The following is a 14,544-nucleotide window of genomic DNA, read 5'->3' as shown; positions in this document are numbered from 1 at the left end:
AAGGGTAGGGGATTGGAACTATAATGAGAAAGGGTGAATAGCATGAAACAGATAAAGGTATTATATAGTGTCGTTGGTGTATTACTTCTTGTCGTGGGAGTGATGGCTGGAATCATCGTAGCTAAAAGCGGTGATTCCTCTCCTACGGAACAAGTAGCAAAACAGGAAGTACAACAAACCTCTCAAAAGAAAGAGCAAAAAAAGAAATTATCGGCTGATGATGTAACAGTCGTGGAGCAACGCACGAAAGAATATTTAGATCCCTATGTACGGGTAGAAGGGGTGAAAATTTCTGATGAAATGGTACGTGAGATACAGCAGAAGTTTTTAACGAAGCGGGTACAAGAGGAAGTATTACCGAAGTATGCATATCTTGCAGATTGGCGAGGAGCGACACAACAAGGGAGAATACAAACTTATCAAATATTAGATACATATAGTCAAACCGACCAGCCCAATCAAATTATTACGACATATGTGAAATATAGTAAGCCTGCTACTGTTTATGGACAATCCGTAGATGTTGAATTCTGGATAGAATGGATAGAGGAAAATAAAGAATGGCGTATCAATAGTAGTTCGAACTGGATAAATTTATCTACAGGCGAAATGATTCCTGATGCAAAGCCAATCTCAAATAATAAGCGCAAAATTTTAAAAGAGGGGAGAGAAATTCGATTTTAAATCAAAAAAACGGTATGGAAAATACCGTTTTTTTGATTACCTTAAATTCCTTTACCGTGACTGTATTGGACAAGAATGGTATTTGATTTTTGATCAATTCCAATTTCTTTGAAATTGAGGTTAGATAATCCTAATGAAAATACTCCAATACTCATTATTGTAAGAATGATAATTTTTACTTTTTTCATTTTAATTCCCCCAGTTAGGTAAACATTTTTTTGATTGCATAACTTTTATAAAAGAATTCGTTAGACTTTTCTGGATTATTTTCATTGAGATAACGGATTGCCAGCTCTTCACTATATAATTGAATTTCTCTCCATAATTTATGTTGTTCTAGATATTCTATAGCTTTGGTTATAATGATTTCCAATTTTTCTACAGGTATATTTTCAATGAAAGCAATTAAAATATTGTAATGATGTCTATATTCTTCGTTAGCATATTGCATACCTTTCTGTAAATATTCTAATGCTTGTGAATTACTATTTGTTTTATAGTATTCACGGGCTAATAAATACATTGTTTTGTAGTCTTTTTCATTTTCAAAAGAATTTAAGAGGTACTCTATTGCCGAATCGGGACGGTTTTGCTCAGAATAGAGCAATCCTAAATTGTATTTTACTTTTAAAACCAACTGTTGCTCATTACATGTTTGGAATGTGTCAATAGATGAAAGTAAAAACTTTTCAGCTAATTGCCACTTTTCTAATGTTGTATAGGACATTCCTAACGTGTTTTCACATGCAGCTACCTTTATTGTGTAGTCTTTCGATTGAGAAAAATAACTAATACAATTATTGACGTGATAGATTGATAAAATTGGATCATCTAAGTAGTAATAATAAAGAGAAGAGCGATAGTTGAATTCTGCCACTTCACATTCATCTTCTATAAATGGTAGCATTTTTTTTGTAGTATCAAAATAGCATTGCGCTTGTTCATAATCCCCAGTGTTCATTCTATGTATAAATTTAAAAAAATTATAATAATAATTGAGTTTATGGTCATTAGAGAAATCAGATGCTTGTAGCTCTAAATCATATTCATATTCTTCTAATAAAATTGTATATCTAAAATGAAATAATAGATATAGAGTATATAATGTTTTGTCCTCTTTAAAAATGGAACTATCAATGGAATGATAGTATTCGGTAGCTTCTTTTACATGTTGTTTGCGGATTATTGAATACCAAATGTCTAATTGGTTGAAAAGTTGGTTTTTAGAATTTGTTTGTACTAATTTCATTTAAACGCTCCTTTTTGAATAATCTTAATAACTAGGTCTCTTTATTATAATATATAAAGAATTTTTATAATATTGAGAAAAAAGAATTCGCAAAAAATTATAGGCATACATTAAAATTTAAATAACACCTCGGTTTCGAAGTCTATGAAAATTAAGGGAATTTGATAATTGACAACCAATTACTTAATTTATTGTAATGTTTATAGAATGAATAATAGAAAAACTATTAGTTTAATTTTAATGAGTATCTATATGGCTAGTATAACAACCAAAATTCCTTTTTTGTAGAAAAAAGGAATTTTTTGTTTGTGAAGAGTATTTACTATTATATAAGTGTATGAGGAGGTGAAGAATATTTGGGTGGATGGTTATTAATGTTTCTTGTTTTATTTGGTGTATGTGCTGTAATAGCAATTCCCTATGTGTTGTTGGAATTAGCTGATTATATGGAAAAGAATCCAGTTCCAGATTGGATACAAGGGATTACTGAATTTCTACTTGGCTGGGAACCGCAAATGTTTCATCCCTATATACCAGGGACAATAAAAATAATTGCTGTAGGCGGTATGATAATTGCTACAATTTACTTCTGGATGCGTTATAAGGAAGAGGATAATGCGATTGCACAACTATTAGCTTATGGCTTTGGAATTGTTAGTATATGTTGGTTAGTAAGCAACGTTATTATTAAACCAGCAACAACATATATCGCTAGTCTATTTCAGCCTCTTGGCAGTGGTTCATATTTACTGTTTCTACTGGTTATGGTTTGGATTATACATAAATCCGTAAGATCATAGCGATTATTTAAAATGCTATTTCTAATAAGGAAATAGCATTTTTTATTTGTCCTTTTTTGGGTACAAATTCAAAAATACATATTATTATCATATGTATTTAATGTACCTAGAATCTTATATGGATGGTGAGAATACATGGGACAATATCAAATGTTGTACAGTACACCGTATCTTTATTCTTCTCGCACTTTGCAACAACTGTACAAAAGTGCGAGAAAAGAAGAGGATATAACAGCGATACAGGAGCACATGCTACGTCATGACGTATATTTAAATCGACAATACCGTGGATACCATTATTTGAGTGAAAAGATTGAGGATAATTTGTACGGGACTGAACATCTTGTATCATGGAATGAATTATTGGAAGATTACCAGTTATACAAGGATTCTCAAGGGAATTTATCCATTCAACCGAAAGGATGGCGATAACATGACCATTGTAGGCGAATTAGGGGTTGTATATGGCGTGACAGGTGCAACCGTTATGGGTATTAAATTGCTGAAAAGAAAAGGGCTTCACCTTCCCGATTGGGTGCCACGTGCGGGTCTTAAATGCTTGTTGATTGGCACGGTCTGGTATGTGCTACGTGATATGCTCGATGTATTTCTACGCTAGTATTTCATCGGGTAGTTGAAGGGAGCTGTCGCAATGCATGGAAACAACTTCTTTCTTATGTACTACATAACCCCAACTACCTCTAGGGAGGTATGGAGTTTATGTTTTCGCTTTTGGTAATTCCAGTTACTTTTTTAACAGTAGCGTATTTTTTTAAGGGAAGAGAGCTAAGTGATAAAAAGAAAATCAAAGCGTTTTTTGAAATCACGAAAGTGTGCGTACAACATAAAGGAGAAATGCAGTACCCCGTATTTTTGAAACAAACAGAGGATGATATTAGTACAACATTTGTCTATCGGCTGCCATTAGGTGTGCCGAGTCAGCTCATACAGAAGTTAGCGCAAGTATTAGAGGAAGGGTTGTATAAACCCGTAATGATTTCCTTTCAAAAACGGGAGCTGTTTATACGAGTATTCCAGCAATGTATTCCTGAAAAATGGCATTGGTCGAGTGAATTGTTACGAGAGAAGACATGGAACGTCATTATGGGAAGAGCGTTAGATCGAATGATTTATCATGATTTTGAAAAAACACCGCATATGTGCGTGAGTGGGATGACTCGTTTTGGCAAGACAGTTTTTCTCAAAAATATGATGACCAGCTTAATTTTACAGCAACCCAGTCATGTGAAATTCTATGTGATTGACTTAAAAGAAGGATTGGAATTCAGCCCTTACAAGGACTTGGCACAAGTAGAAGAAGTGGCGGAGAATCCCATGCAAGCATTTGATATGTTGACACGAATTCGTGAAAAGATGGTGGAACAGGTAGTACGCATGAAAGAATCTTATTTTACCAACATTGTAGATACACCAATCAAAGAACGCTATTTCATTATAGTTGATGAATCAGCGAACTTGTGTCCAACACAGGGATTGCCAAAGCAAAAGAGAGATATGCTCTATATGTGTCAAGAAATGTTGTCTGAAATAGCGAGGATTGGCGGAGCATTGGGGTTTCGCTTGATTTTTTGTACCCAGTACCCGACTTCTGATACATTACCGAGACAGATTAAACAAAATAGTGATGCCAAGATTGGATTCCGCTTACCGACCGTAGTGGCTTCACAGGTGGCGATAGATGAAAGTGGATTAGAAGAACTTCCATCCATACCAGGGCGAGCGCTTTTCAAAACAGATCGTGTAGAAGAAATTCAAGTGCCTTATCTGTCCAATAAGGAAATGTGGAATGCATTAAAACAGTATAAGGTGGTGAAACAAATTGAAACATCAAAAACTGAAACAAAAAGCGAGACAAATCGAGATTTTATCGAGTTTAAGTAAATTGGAATTTGCGTCTAGACGACAGTTGCAAGCCATTCATTGTCTAGGTAGCATTCGGAATGCCAATCGTATTCTGAAGGATTTACGCTCCTACTGTCATGTGACTTCGCACAACCGAGAGTATGTGTATTATCTCAATAAAAAAGGGATGGCACTACTCGGCATACAGGCAAAAGAAAGAAAAAAGAAGCATCAATTAGAACATATTTTATTGCGAAATGAAGCATGGATGTGGCTAGATTTTCCTGATTGGAAAACAGAGCAAGTCATCACTCTGCGCTATCAAGGAGAAGAAAAAACAATTGTTCCAGACGCATTTTTCACAAAAGACAATGTCCCTCACTTTGTAGAAGTAGACCGACTACAGCATATGAAAGTGAATGAAAAGAAAATACAGTGTTATGCTTATTTAACTAACATTTATCAGAAGCAACAGCAAATTAAGCCCATCATCATCTTTTGTACGATATCTGAATGTAGGGAGAAGCAATTAATGAATTATGCGCTGAAACATAATGTGTATGTGCAAACATATTTAATGAAAGACGTATGGTAAGCATTTACTACTCTAAAAAAAATCTTCATATTTAACATCTTTTTTCAATATCCTTAATCCTTTGTTAATCTTAAAAATTGTAGAATATTTAGGTTGATAAGATTCTTCATTGCATATTCTAGAAATCGTTCCTCTACTTAATTTTGAAGTATTTTCTAAATCTAATTGAGTGATGTCTGACTGTTTGTCTATCCAACGCCCAAATTTGCTTCTCTTTTTACCTAAATTAAACCAGTTCATAATTAACACCCTTATATTTTAATAGTTGCTACAAGGTTGTCCAAGATGTCCAATTTTTATGCAGAAGAAACATTTGGACATAAAAGTGAATGCTGATGAATAGATTAATAATAGTAAAATGGATAATTAAAATGTAATTATTTTGTGGAATATAGCATACATATTAATAGCTACAAGTTGCGACTACATTGAAGTATAAATTGCAACTTGTTGTAAAGGGTATGCTAGTAAAATGAAAAAGCGAAAACTCTTACTCTCGCAAGGGGTTTCGCTTTTTGTATGAAGTGAGGAATTGGAGATGGTTAAGAAGGAAACTAATAATTTCACGTACCATAATGTAAAAACATGTAAAATAAAAGGCGAACATCTGAAATAAGGGGGTTGCTCTGTCATCCTGTCGATATTTGCTGTATAATAAGGAAAATCAATTAATATGACTTCCAATATGCGGAGTTTAACATGTTTCACTTTTTTCATAGTAGCTTCAACAAAAATCAAAATCCCTATGTATAGCAGGCACACAATACTGACGTTGTATTGTATGCCTGCTCTTTTTTTAGTATAGGTAAGGCGTAGCAAAGCACACAGTCTTGGCAACGGAATGGCTATAGAATAAGAGAGTAGTAGCGAGGTGTGTAAAGGGAATCCCCTTGAGAATCACATGCATGTTTCATGCGATTCCAAGGGGATTTTGTGTAGGAACACATGATGAATTTTCCAGTATTCCTCTATATGAGTATATGATACAATCAAGGTGTTCCGTATATTCCATTATATTGAACACCCATAGCAAATGCCTACAAGCAGGAGGCATTTGTTTCGATTTTTCCCTTCAGGTAAGCTAACGACCTGAAGGGTTTTTATCGTTAGAAAAGGGACAGTTGGATGGGTTCGTGTTCTTCTTTTTCTTGATTTGTACAAGAGATATGTCGATTGTATCCCTTCCCTAATCTTCGCTGCATTTCATCATCTAGTAATTGAATCGCACGCTCTTGTGAAGCTGTATACATGACTACTTCTTGTGTCGGGTATATTTCTCCACTTGGTGCTACGATGGTATAAGAAAGTGTATAGGCACTAATTTTCAAAAAAACGCCTCCTTATTGCGCATAATAGTGAAAGCAATAGAATACATACGTGATGAGGACACCTACAAATATGATACCGTATAATTTTAATCCGATCAGTGCGCATTTAGAAAAAATAGATAATCCTTTTTTTCTAAATGTAAATAAAACACCAGCCAAGAATAAGACAACAGAACCACTTATGAGAAAACTAATCAATATTTTCACCTCTTTTTTTGTGTATGCTGTATGATCGGTTATAGTTCTTCCAAATCTGTTTCCATCATGTATACAGGTGCAACGTGTTCTTGTTCCAGCAAGGTTTGCAACGGTTTTTGGAGTTCAAATCCATCTCCCGACTCAGCCAACAAAAAAGACTTTGAAAAGTTGTTTCCATCCACAGAATAGCTCACATCAAATAGGTACATACTTACTGTGCCACCTTTTCACAGGATTTGAATGGAACGGGTTTATATTGTTCATGTCGAACAACTCGGCGTCCATCAAATCCAAGTTGGAAAAAGGATTCCATTTCAGAAATATCTATAATACTAGTATGTTCAAGTACTTTTATAATATATCCTGTTACTTGCAGAGAGGGGTTATGACGGTAAGGAAATGTTACATAATCTCCAACATTGATTTTGTGAATGCTGCCATTAGAAGCCATAGTAGACACCTCCCATCACGTACGTTATTGTGAATAGAATAATAGGTGCAAGAAAAGTACCGAAAAAGTATAGTTGAGACTCGTTACAACCATCAATTCCAAACCATTCACACAGTGCGTAATATTTGGTAAGTAGCTTATTTTTTGGCGTCTGAGGTGTCTGTTGTGGTCTTTCAGAATGTGATACAATAGCTTCATCATTTTTAATTTGTAAAGCGTTTGACATATTTGTCATCCTTTCTGAATGGAAATGATATTGTGGAAAGTCCTCGCAGTCTTGGTGGGTGCTGAGGGCTTTCTATTACCTTCTTTTTTCTTTACCATAAAGACGTTCCATCGCTTCAACAGTGAATAAATATTCTCCACGTTTGTTTCCGGGTTTCAGGAAATACTTAATTAATCCTTGTGTTTTTAACTCGTCGATTATAGGACTATTTTTAATCCGCATTCGTAAGGTGGATTCGTTAATATTCCATCGATAGCTTGCTTCGTTAGTGGTCATAACATCTTGTAGTTTCATGTCATTCATATGCATCTCCTATATGTTGTAAAGGTCTAATGTCCTCTTTTTCCTATATTATAGGTCTATTGTAATGACTTATAAGTCAATTGTAAATTGATATTTTCAAAAAAATATATTTTTAATTGAACGAACTTGAATATCGAGATAAAATAATGCAATGTGACAAAATGTTCAAACAGAAAGGGAGAGAGGCATCGCATGTATCCCAAATGGATTGACAAAATGGCATTTTCAAAAGTACATCAAGAGTTATTAATTCAGTTGTATAGAAAGCAAATCACACGAAGAGAATATGATTCTTTGGTGAATGAGCTATATGTTTTAGAAACAAAGGGGATCTCAAAATAAAACATAAAAAAATTATTTTGAGAGGTTTTTGATATGGAAATAGAATGGAGTGAACTGTAATGAGGGGCAATAAAAAAGAAGAGCAAATACAGAAATTCATACTTATGCAAGAAGAAATCCGGCTATGGATTGAATATGTATTTCAGCAATGGGAGAGCAAGAAACAAGAACAGCACAATTCATTTCCGAAATTAGCATATATAGAGACAGTAGCATTTGAAAGCTCAGAATCATATCAAGAAATAAAAAGACTTTCTGTAGGAATGGTGCGGGAGATGAAAACATATAAAAGAGAAAAATTATTGCTACAAATAACGGAATTGCATCAACATATGCAAAGCATTGTGTCAGCTGTCCTAGAAACGATACAAAAATATTCTGCATCCTAATTAATATATATGGTGATATCCCATTTGAAAAAGTATTGTAAGTGAACAGTAAGTAATAAAAAAAGAGTAGCTAATAATGGCTACTCAAAATGGAATACATATTATGGATGATTAACAGTTTTCTCATACAAGCTGTACTTTATACAAAAGGTTAAGAAAATTATAGGTGGTTTGTATCCTTTGTCTGTTTTTATTTTAAGCATGTTGTTTCAATTTGGATCGAGAACTGGTATTGTTCGTGTGATTCTTCTTCTAACAAAGTAGCGAGCGCTTGTAATTGGTGAATGACTTTCTGTTTTGATTTACGGCCTGTATAGTGGATATGAAAGGATTCTGGAATAGAAGGCTCTATCGGTGCTGACGGAATTGTTGTCGGTTTAGTTTCTGAAATCACGGGTACATCTTGCATTGGGATGGTTGATGGGAGTGTTTGCGTTTGAGCTGGTTCGGTGGAATGAGTATATTCTAGAGTGTTAGGTGTATCTTCTTTGGGAGTAGTTTTTTCTTTTCCTTTTCGTTTTGCCTGCATGTGCCCTTGGGTCGTAATTTCATGTTTTTTATACAAATCATAGAGTTTATTTTTATAGGTTCCTAATCCTTCTAAGATTTCTTTGATTGAAAAGTGCTCTTTCCAATATTGTAGTCGCATCTTTTGTTCTTCCACAGGTAGTGCTTCTAAAGAAGCCAAAGGCAAGAATGTGTTGAGTTCCTCAATTTTTACGATTTCTGTCAATGAAAATCACTCCTCTAAACAGGGTATGGTGTATAGATTCGATAAAAAGACGAAATTCCCTTTGAACAAAGAATGAGAGTGGTAGTGCGAAACTGTTTTTTGTGAAAGTAATGGAAGGAAAAATATAATTTCTGAAAAGTTGAAAAACTATTGCATCTATATCTATTAAACGTTATAATGAGAAAAATTCTTTATTAGGGAAGGGGATTTATACATATGGCCATCACAATCGCTGTGTTAACATTTTTAGGAGCCGTTATTCCAGCAGCTATAGAATTATTAAAAGTACTAGGTACATAGTCTAATCCCATCTTTTTTATCTTGTCATATATATAAGTAGGATAGATTATTATCTTGTTCCGGAGTAATTAGCATATGAGTACCTGTTCCGTAAACATGTGCTGGCTCATCATCCTGATTGGTACGCCTTGGTTTTGATACCAAGGCGTACTTTTTGTTTGAAATCCTTGTAAAGGCCTTGAAAAAGATTACATGGTGTTCGTTTTTTCATTTGTTTTAGAAAAAGAATTATATAACATATAGCGATTAGATGTTGAATAGGTCTCGTATGGGTAGAACAGGTTTATAATATGTTTTCTGCCACTTCGATGCCAAGTAACGATCGTACATGTTCTATATGATTGGCGATTGTAACTGAGGTTGAACCAGCAAATAACAAGCCAATGGCAACACCATCATTTGTCGTGATTAAAGAGCCAGAGTCTCCGCCCGAAGAAAGGTTGGTTGTGACAATTTGATCTCGAAACCGTGCAACCCTACCACTTCCGTAATTTACATCGACGGTTGCGTTTACTGCAGTGATGACGCCATGTGTATGATTTGTGGTCCGTCCCGTTTTCATGACGCGTGTACCGACGGTAACATTTTGTTTTCGTCGCCAGCCTTGCACAGAACCAATCCAATGAATGGAACGATCTATCTGATGAAAAGGTGCTTCTGCAATCGCGGCATCAACGAGATTGTTTTGATTTTCAAGTGGTACTTGTGAAGAAAAGGTAATTGGGATAAATCTTGATAAGGTCGCAATCCGATCCGCTGGATCGCTCCCTCCATCAATCGGGCCAGGTTGTAAAATAGGATCACCTATGTTCGCGTTATTACTATTCGCTAAGACATGATTGTTACTTAGTATATAGTATCGATTTGGGATACCATATCCATGTGCTGGCGGATTGGTAGAACCATTCGGTAATATATCATATACGCAAGTCGCAATCGTACCTGCCGTCACATTTCGATGAGCAACGCTATACCCTCCTTTTGCTGGGCGAACTCGAGTGGAAAGGGCTTGTGTATCAACTTGTAATGTTTGTTGAGTCCCAGCAAATAGATATCCTGTTTGAATGACGTCGGTTTTGATTCCATTTATTTCTTTTGGAATGACTTGATTGGTTTCTAATGTTTCAACAGGTAGTTTTTGGTCTACAAATACAAGTAAAGAAGGTGTCCCCGTCATAACCCCATTTACCTGTTGAATACCGGCTCCAATGCCTGTTACATTCCGAAACTGTAAGAAATCATCCTCTACACTTTGCTGCACTTTTTGAATGTCTTGTTGTTCCTGAACAGTCAATACCTTTATATTTGAATGTTTTCCCATAACAATCTCCCCCTTATCCTGTGTAATGATTTGTAATGGTCCCCACTTCTATAATGTTCGTGGGGTATGTTTCTAATTGTGTAGGTATTTGTTCCACTGCTTTTAATTGAGAACGTGGTACTTTTTTCGAAACAAATACTTGAATTACTTCTTTTCCTTGTACAAATCCCATTCCTACTCCTACAACATAAGGTAAACGTAATAAATCTGTTTCATATTTGCGCACAACTTGTTCTAATTCCATCGGACCGCTCCCTCTTCATTTAGATGATATATTCGGTTTGTCTTCGATGGTTTTAAAAAAATGGTGTATGACACCACTATAAGTATTTAACTATACTCCTGTATTTTCCTTCTTGAAGCATAGATGAGAGAGAAAAAAAGAGACCTTCTATAGAAAGTCTCTCTAAAAAACTTATTTTGTTTCCTACTCTTACAAAATAAGTTACATAACAGCTTACTTATAAAGTACTAGAAATTTTCTATATAAAAAAGCGGGAAAATATGTAAAAATATAGAACTTTGGAATATAACATTGCAAAATATAAGCCCCACTGAATTATAAACAGGGCTTAAGCTATTGATAAAAGCTAGATACAATTCTTCCTTTTCATATTCAGCAGTAACAGATGGTGTACGAGTATGTATTCATATTTTGTAGACAAACGAACATATAGGATTAGAAATATGCCTATTTATTTTCTCAATAGATTCCCTGTATTTCTACATAAAAAATGATAACAAAATGATAACGCTCTTATTATAATAGACAGCGTGGAAAGAACTTCTGAGAATGTCTTACATGTCTGCATTCTACAATTAAAAATGAAAGGCGTGGAAAAGATGATGAAAGGGTTATCAAAATTTACATTAGCTGTCTTGATTGGCTGCAGTATCATTGTTGCACCGCAAGCCCATGCAGCTGGTCAAGAAAAAATGACTGCTATGAACCAAGAATTTCTACAAAATGACCAATATGTCTATAATGGCTATCGTGTAAAGGAAGTAGGAAAACCAGCCATCTATTTAGTGGATAGAGGCATGAAACGTTACATTACAGCTTCAGATACGTATAATCGTATTTTTAAAAATTGGGATGGGGTATTAGAATTTCAAAGCTTACATACGATTCCAAATGGAAGAAGTATTGATCCGGATATGGGATTAGTACGGTTTGAAAAGGATTCGTTCCTCTATTTTCTTGATAAAGATGCGACTGGAAAACCAATGAAACGCTGGATTACGAGTCCGTCTATCTTGAACAAGTATGCTTTTCATTCAGAGGCAGCTATGCTTCCTCAGTGGATGAAAAATGCTATACCAAATGGCGCAGCTATTCGTTAAATATAAAGATTCCTAACATAAGTAATAGAAAATAGAACTTTATTTTTTATAAACTTGTATGCTAGCTATGGAATTTAGAATCTTTATACATACAACAAACAGAGGCGTATACCAAAGTACCTTCTGTTTGTTGTATAAGAAGAGATTCTGGGTTCTATCTTAATAAAAATAATGATTGGAATCATCCGAATTGGAGGCTATTCCATGTAAGGGAACCTCTCAATTTTTCATTTTACATACATATATGATGCGCTACTTGTTACAAGAAGAAGCTATCGCATCATTGGTACCTGTATACAGATAGGCGTCACTCATCCAATACCCATTTGTGAGTTGATTCCATCTATTTGTGCTCCCCTTACGACCAGTAAATGTCGCCCCATTTACGGTACAAGAAACCGTTACAACCTCTCCATCATGAAGAGAACCTACAACCGAATAGTTCGTACCAGGGCCTGTACGAAGGTTTACTGTACGCCCTCCATTGGCATCTATAATTCCTTGATTCGCCAGAAGTTTTCCGTAATTATACAAAGTATTGCCTGTATATCTCATTGTACTCCCATGCATCGCATAGCCATTATAAGGAGAGGTTTCAAAGAATACCCAGCCACCTAGTTCTTTTCCATGTAAAGGGATACGCGTATTGCCCTGCAAGAGGGAAAAATGCACATGGCGACCACTTGCATATCCACCACACGATACATCCGTCCCCGTATACCCTAAAAAGGTTCCTTCTTGGACTGGCTGACCATTTGGTATCATATTATTCCACAAATGATAGTAATCCGTGGCATATCCATTTTCATGATAGATACGGATCCAGCCTCTGTTATTTGCGCACATGGTGTAAGCGATGCCATCCCCCGCAGCTAACACGCGTTGGTCTCCGCCATATAAATCAAGAGAACTATAGGGTCTATCTGATCCTGACCATCCATGAGGACCGCCAGACATCACCCAAGATTGTCCTTTTTCGTAAGGTAACCGAAGTTCAGGTCTATTCTGTGAGAGGGCCTGCGCATGCCCAAGTAAAGAAAATGCCTTTTTTTCTTGCGCGCTCATCATTGCATCGGGAATTTGTTGTGAAAGTTCGCTGAACAAATCCATCCCTTCTAAAGCGACTTGCCAATTTGTAGTAGCGTGTTTCGCAATAAAGAGTTTTCCTTCTGGAAATGCGCCTGTTACATTGGGGGCCAATATCACTACAGATCCAAATGCCCAGTTTTTATCGTTGGATAACCGCTTCACATTCACCTGCACTTGTGTATCTGTAATCTGTGATTCTTCCCCTAGTGTCTTTTTTTGTTGCGATAATTCCTGTAAAACAGCATGTTTAATCGACGTTTCTGGTGTTTGTACGGGTAGTGCGTTCTTCATCGGTTTTGGATTGTCTTGTCGTAATATTGAAGAATACCCCACTCCTATTAGTAGTAATACTAGAAATGCACCAAATAAAATCCATCGAGATTTCTTCTGTAACTTCATCTTTTCACCCCCTACCTTTATAAAAATAGCTTTCATAAGGGTTATATGCCATGTTCTAGCATTTATTTATGAGAAAATTGTGTGGGTAAGTATTTTATATTAGAGAGTAAGAATGAAAAACAAGATGTTAGGGATACACGTAACTTTGTATAGCGATGCATTTCTGAAAGCTAGATGACCACAAAATTTTCTCAATATGTTGTGTTTTGATTTTCCATATAAACTTCTCTCTATTCGTGCTATATCTATATCAAGGGGTTCTTACATAGATTAGAAATAGAATAGGAGGAACAAAATATGTCATTCAAAAAGAAATTAGGGGTAGGAGTGGTTTCTGCCGCTCTTGGTTTATCTTTCATCGGTGGGGGAACATATGCCTATTTTAGCGATCAAGTGGTAACGAATAACACATTTACGGCGGGTACATTAGATTTAGCTATGCAACCTACTACTTCATTGGATTTAAATCAGTTGAAACCAGGGGATAAAATATTAAAAAAATTCAACTTAAAAAATAGTGGTACGTTAGCTATTCAAGATGTTGTGATGAAAATAGATTATACGGTAAACGATGTTCTAAAAAATAATCAGGCAGATGATTTTGGTAAGCATATAAAAGTACAATTCCTTTGGGATTGGGATCCAGCAAAGAGCCCTGTTTATGAAACAACCCTTGCAGAACTAAAAGAACAAGGATCAGAAGTCGTTTCAAAGAAAGTATTTGCATCCAAGTGGACGGAATCACGAGGGTTACAACCTGGGAAAATGGATTGGTTTTGGATGAAGTTTATATTTGAAGACAATGGAAACGATCAAAATATGTTCCAAGGAGATAGTATTGCTTTGAAAATGGAATTCCAAGCAAATCAAACAGAAGGAAGGGAAAGATAAGAAATATTGCACAGAAAATAATGTATCAAGCTATCGTAT

At 35.5% G+C, this 14,544-nt stretch carries 21 protein-coding genes; 9 read left to right on the top strand and 12 right to left on the bottom strand.

The window, feature by feature from the left end; all coding sequences use genetic code 11:
* Positions 1–42 precede the first annotated feature (42 nt).
* Positions 43–684 (top strand): hypothetical protein, encoded by a 642-nt coding sequence (locus QCI41_RS29315; RefSeq protein ID WP_353838947.1) that lies wholly within the window; start codon positions 43–45, stop codon positions 682–684.
* Positions 685–725: 41 nt separating this feature from the next.
* Here the strand turns inward: QCI41_RS29315 and QCI41_RS29310 are convergent, their stop codons facing one another.
* The gene (locus QCI41_RS29310; protein WP_180232176.1) at positions 726–872 is read right to left on the bottom strand and encodes a hypothetical protein; all 147 of its coding nucleotides are present in this window, start codon (positions 870–872) and stop codon (positions 726–728) included.
* A 14-nt stretch (positions 873–886) separates the two neighbouring features.
* On the bottom strand, positions 887–1,933 hold the full coding sequence (locus tag QCI41_RS29305; protein WP_353838948.1) for a response regulator aspartate phosphatase: 1,047 nt from the start codon (positions 1,931–1,933) through the stop codon (positions 887–889).
* A gap of 356 nt (positions 1,934–2,289) precedes the next feature.
* Between QCI41_RS29305 and QCI41_RS29300 the strand changes: the two genes are divergently transcribed.
* The 5 genes from QCI41_RS29300 (at position 2,290) to QCI41_RS29280 (ending at position 5,191) form a co-directional block, all read left to right on the top strand.
* Positions 2,290–2,733, top strand: a complete 444-nt coding sequence (locus tag QCI41_RS29300; protein ID WP_353838950.1) for a hypothetical protein — start codon at positions 2,290–2,292, stop codon at positions 2,731–2,733.
* Between the two features lie 135 nt (positions 2,734–2,868).
* Positions 2,869–3,165 (top strand): hypothetical protein, encoded by a 297-nt coding sequence (locus QCI41_RS29295; RefSeq protein ID WP_353838951.1) that lies wholly within the window; start codon positions 2,869–2,871, stop codon positions 3,163–3,165.
* Between the two features lies 1 nt (position 3,166).
* Positions 3,167–3,352, top strand: coding sequence for a hypothetical protein (locus QCI41_RS29290; protein WP_353838952.1), 186 nt, complete (start codon positions 3,167–3,169; stop codon positions 3,350–3,352).
* Positions 3,353–3,453: 101 nt separating this feature from the next.
* A complete protein-coding gene (locus QCI41_RS29285) occupies positions 3,454–4,635 on the top strand; it encodes an FtsK/SpoIIIE domain-containing protein (protein WP_353838983.1) in 1,182 nt (393 codons plus the stop codon).
* Positions 4,574–5,191 (top strand): replication-relaxation family protein, encoded by a 618-nt coding sequence (locus QCI41_RS29280; RefSeq protein ID WP_353838953.1) that lies wholly within the window; start codon positions 4,574–4,576, stop codon positions 5,189–5,191. Before QCI41_RS29285 ends, QCI41_RS29280 begins: the two co-directional genes overlap by 62 nt.
* A 12-nt stretch (positions 5,192–5,203) precedes the next feature.
* Here QCI41_RS29280 and QCI41_RS29275 read toward each other — a convergent pair whose 3' ends face one another.
* The 6 genes from QCI41_RS29275 to QCI41_RS29250 all read right to left on the bottom strand — a co-directional run bounded on the left by QCI41_RS29275 (position 5,204) and on the right by QCI41_RS29250 (position 7,697).
* On the bottom strand, positions 5,204–5,431 hold the full coding sequence (locus QCI41_RS29275; protein ID WP_078188154.1) for a transcriptional regulator: 228 nt from the start codon (positions 5,429–5,431) through the stop codon (positions 5,204–5,206).
* 866 nt (positions 5,432–6,297) lie between these two features.
* Positions 6,298–6,519, bottom strand: coding sequence for a hypothetical protein (locus QCI41_RS29270; protein WP_065486452.1), 222 nt, complete (start codon positions 6,517–6,519; stop codon positions 6,298–6,300).
* A 236-nt stretch (positions 6,520–6,755) separates the two neighbouring features.
* Positions 6,756–6,926 (bottom strand): hypothetical protein, encoded by a 171-nt coding sequence (locus QCI41_RS29265; RefSeq protein WP_197235578.1) that lies wholly within the window; start codon positions 6,924–6,926, stop codon positions 6,756–6,758.
* Between the two features lie 2 nt (positions 6,927–6,928).
* Positions 6,929–7,168 (bottom strand): DUF2187 family protein, encoded by a 240-nt coding sequence (locus QCI41_RS29260; protein WP_208742846.1) that lies wholly within the window; start codon positions 7,166–7,168, stop codon positions 6,929–6,931.
* Entirely contained in the window at positions 7,158–7,394 is a 237-nt protein-coding gene (locus QCI41_RS29255; RefSeq protein WP_078188140.1) for a hypothetical protein, read from the bottom strand. Before QCI41_RS29255 ends, QCI41_RS29260 begins: the two co-directional genes overlap by 11 nt.
* Positions 7,395–7,469: 75 nt before the next feature.
* Complete coding sequence (locus QCI41_RS29250; RefSeq protein ID WP_078188141.1) at positions 7,470–7,697, bottom strand: helix-turn-helix domain-containing protein; 228 nt, start codon at positions 7,695–7,697, stop codon at positions 7,470–7,472.
* Between the two features lie 401 nt (positions 7,698–8,098).
* Between QCI41_RS29250 and QCI41_RS29245 the strand changes: the two genes are divergently transcribed.
* Positions 8,099–8,428, top strand: a complete 330-nt coding sequence (locus tag QCI41_RS29245) for a hypothetical protein (protein ID WP_069356907.1) — start codon at positions 8,099–8,101, stop codon at positions 8,426–8,428.
* 190 nt (positions 8,429–8,618) lie between these two features.
* On the opposite strand, the gene QCI41_RS29240 is transcribed toward QCI41_RS29245, so the two are convergent.
* The 3 genes from QCI41_RS29240 to QCI41_RS29230 form a co-directional block, all read right to left on the bottom strand.
* Positions 8,619–9,161, bottom strand: coding sequence for a hypothetical protein (locus QCI41_RS29240; protein ID WP_000136353.1), 543 nt, complete (start codon positions 9,159–9,161; stop codon positions 8,619–8,621).
* Positions 9,162–9,744: 583 nt separating this feature from the next.
* On the bottom strand, positions 9,745–10,782 hold the full coding sequence (locus QCI41_RS29235; RefSeq protein WP_353838954.1) for a chymotrypsin family serine protease: 1,038 nt from the start codon (positions 10,780–10,782) through the stop codon (positions 9,745–9,747).
* A gap of 13 nt (positions 10,783–10,795) precedes the next feature.
* Positions 10,796–11,026, bottom strand: a complete 231-nt coding sequence (locus tag QCI41_RS29230) for a hypothetical protein (RefSeq protein ID WP_061656737.1) — start codon at positions 11,024–11,026, stop codon at positions 10,796–10,798.
* Positions 11,027–11,625: 599 nt separating this feature from the next.
* Here QCI41_RS29230 and QCI41_RS29225 point away from each other — a divergent pair.
* A complete protein-coding gene (locus QCI41_RS29225; protein ID WP_353838955.1) occupies positions 11,626–12,126 on the top strand; it encodes a hypothetical protein in 501 nt (166 codons plus the stop codon).
* A gap of 252 nt (positions 12,127–12,378) precedes the next feature.
* Here the strand turns inward: QCI41_RS29225 and QCI41_RS29220 are convergent, their stop codons facing one another.
* Positions 12,379–13,614: a peptidoglycan DD-metalloendopeptidase family protein gene (locus QCI41_RS29220; protein ID WP_353838957.1), complete on the bottom strand. Its 1,236-nt coding sequence runs from the start codon at positions 13,612–13,614 to the stop codon at positions 12,379–12,381.
* Between the two features lie 297 nt (positions 13,615–13,911).
* Between QCI41_RS29220 and QCI41_RS29215 the strand changes: the two genes are divergently transcribed.
* Positions 13,912–14,505, top strand: a complete 594-nt coding sequence (locus QCI41_RS29215; protein ID WP_086387979.1) for a TasA family protein — start codon at positions 13,912–13,914, stop codon at positions 14,503–14,505.
* The last annotated feature ends 39 nt before the right edge of the window (positions 14,506–14,544 follow it).

It is taken from the genome of Bacillus cereus group sp. MG4 (assembly GCF_040460055.1).
GTDB classification, from domain to species: Bacteria; Bacillota; Bacilli; order Bacillales; family Bacillaceae_G; genus Bacillus_A; species Bacillus_A wiedmannii.
Note: the sequence above shows the minus strand (reverse complement) of the source record. Positions and strands in the feature narration are given on the sequence as shown.

Excerpts from the sequence above, each read along its gene's own strand:
- QCI41_RS29315 (WP_353838947.1), top strand. The coding sequence starts at position 43 with ATGAAACAGATAAAGGTATTATATAGTGTCGTTGGTGTATTACTTCTT.
- QCI41_RS29310 (WP_180232176.1), bottom strand. The coding sequence starts at position 872 with ATGAAAAAAGTAAAAATTATCATTCTTACAATAATGAGTATTGGAGTA.
- QCI41_RS29305 (WP_353838948.1), bottom strand. The coding sequence starts at position 1,933 with ATGAAATTAGTACAAACAAATTCTAAAAACCAACTTTTCAACCAATTA.
- QCI41_RS29295 (WP_353838951.1), top strand. The coding sequence starts at position 2,869 with ATGGGACAATATCAAATGTTGTACAGTACACCGTATCTTTATTCTTCT.
- QCI41_RS29290 (WP_353838952.1), top strand. The coding sequence starts at position 3,167 with ATGACCATTGTAGGCGAATTAGGGGTTGTATATGGCGTGACAGGTGCA.
- QCI41_RS29285 (WP_353838983.1), top strand. The coding sequence starts at position 3,454 with ATGTTTTCGCTTTTGGTAATTCCAGTTACTTTTTTAACAGTAGCGTAT.
- QCI41_RS29275 (WP_078188154.1), bottom strand. The coding sequence starts at position 5,431 with ATGAACTGGTTTAATTTAGGTAAAAAGAGAAGCAAATTTGGGCGTTGG.
- QCI41_RS29265 (WP_197235578.1), bottom strand. The coding sequence starts at position 6,926 with ATGTACCTATTTGATGTGAGCTATTCTGTGGATGGAAACAACTTTTCA.
- QCI41_RS29260 (WP_208742846.1), bottom strand. The coding sequence starts at position 7,168 with ATGGCTTCTAATGGCAGCATTCACAAAATCAATGTTGGAGATTATGTA.
- QCI41_RS29255 (WP_078188140.1), bottom strand. The coding sequence starts at position 7,394 with ATGTCAAACGCTTTACAAATTAAAAATGATGAAGCTATTGTATCACAT.
- QCI41_RS29250 (WP_078188141.1), bottom strand. The coding sequence starts at position 7,697 with ATGAATGACATGAAACTACAAGATGTTATGACCACTAACGAAGCAAGC.
- QCI41_RS29245 (WP_069356907.1), top strand. The coding sequence starts at position 8,099 with ATGAGGGGCAATAAAAAAGAAGAGCAAATACAGAAATTCATACTTATG.
- QCI41_RS29235 (WP_353838954.1), bottom strand. The coding sequence starts at position 10,782 with ATGGGAAAACATTCAAATATAAAGGTATTGACTGTTCAGGAACAACAA.
- QCI41_RS29230 (WP_061656737.1), bottom strand. The coding sequence starts at position 11,026 with ATGGAATTAGAACAAGTTGTGCGCAAATATGAAACAGATTTATTACGT.
- QCI41_RS29225 (WP_353838955.1), top strand. The coding sequence starts at position 11,626 with ATGATGAAAGGGTTATCAAAATTTACATTAGCTGTCTTGATTGGCTGC.
- QCI41_RS29220 (WP_353838957.1), bottom strand. The coding sequence starts at position 13,614 with ATGAAGTTACAGAAGAAATCTCGATGGATTTTATTTGGTGCATTTCTA.
- QCI41_RS29215 (WP_086387979.1), top strand. The coding sequence starts at position 13,912 with ATGTCATTCAAAAAGAAATTAGGGGTAGGAGTGGTTTCTGCCGCTCTT.